Here is a 1324-nt window from a genome sequence, read left to right as displayed (position 1 = left end):
CCCGGCACCGTCCGACGGCGCGCGGCCCGCCGCCGTGCTGCTCCCGCCGCCCGACAAGGACCACGACCCGCTGGTACTCCCCGAGGTGCGGCCGGCGGCACCGGTGGCGGGCCCGTACGACGCCGCCCGGCTGCGGGGCCTCGGCCTGGGCCCCGACCGGATGCTCGCCGGTCAGTACCGGCTGATCCGGAGCATCGGCTACGGAGGCATGGGCGAGGTCCACCTCGCCGAGGACACCCGGCTGGAGAACCGCCCCGTCGCGCTCAAATTCCTGCACCAGCAGCACGACGGCGACCCGGACAGCGCGCGCCACCCGGACATCAGGCTCGGTGAGAAGGCGATGCGCAGCGAACGCCAGGAGCTGGTCGCCCTCAACCACCCCGATCTCATCAGGGTGTTCAACTACGGCAGCCACGATCCGGCGGGCGAGTTCCTGGTCCTCGAATACGCGAACGGGCTGACCCTCGAAGAGGTCCGGGTCCGCGTCGTCAACGACCCCGGATCCTTCGGCGGGGTGCGCTTCCACGAGTTCGTACTCGGATACGGCATCCGCATCCTCAACGCCCTCAGCTACCTCCATCAGCAGAAGGGGAAGGTGTACGGCGACCTCAAGCCGCACAACGTCATGCACTGCGGCACCGAGATCAAGATCGTCGACGTGGGGAGCGTACGCCGGGAGCGGGCCGAAGGGCCGGTCACCGTCGGCTACTTCGCGCCCGGCGTCGGCCCGCACGGAGAATCCCGCTTCCAGGACGATCTGTTCAGCCTCGGGGTGACCCTGCGCGAACTCAGCGCCGCAGCCCCGCCCGCCCAGGGGCTGGGCCCCGAGTCCCTGCGCAGGGCCCTGGACCATGCCACCCACGCCGACCGCAGAGCCAGGTTCGCCACGGCCGACGAGATGGCGCTCCAGCTGCGCGGGGTGCTGCGTGAACTGCGCTCGCTGCGCACATCGAGGGAATCCTTCGAACCGTCCCCGCTCTTCGTCCAGTCCGCCCACGCCCTCGACGGAGCGATCGGCTCCCCGCCACCGCTCAGCCGCTGGGCGAGCGGGGCCGCGCCGCCCGCCCCGCTCGGCCCGGTGCCGCCCGAGCCGGGCGAGATGGCGTGCGGACTGCCCGTACCGAAACCCGATCCGCACGACCGCCACGGCCGACGGGATGGCGCTCCAGCTGCGCGGGGTGCTGCGTGAACTGCGCGCGCTGCGCACATCGAGGGAATCCTTCGAACCGTCCCCGCTCTTCGTCCAGTCCGCCCACGCCCTCGACGGAGCGATCGGCTCCCCGCCACCGCTCAGCCGCTGGGCGAGCGGGGCCGCGCCGCCCGC

Annotated in this window: 1 protein-coding gene; it reads left to right on the top strand. The window is 72.5% G+C overall.

Annotated elements, in window-relative coordinates; genetic code table 11:
- Positions 1-1189, top strand: a 1189-nt coding sequence (locus G3I19_RS36485) for a protein kinase (protein ID WP_239075063.1), incomplete at its 5' end; no start/stop codon positions are given.
- Positions 1190-1324: the final 135 nt, after the last annotated feature.

Origin of the sequence: Streptomyces sp. SID10853, assembly GCF_010548145.1 — a bacterium.
GTDB lineage: Bacteria > Actinomycetota > Actinomycetes > Streptomycetales > Streptomycetaceae > Streptomyces.
The sequence above is the reverse complement of the archived record's forward strand: the minus strand, read 5'-3'. Positions and strand labels throughout refer to the sequence as shown.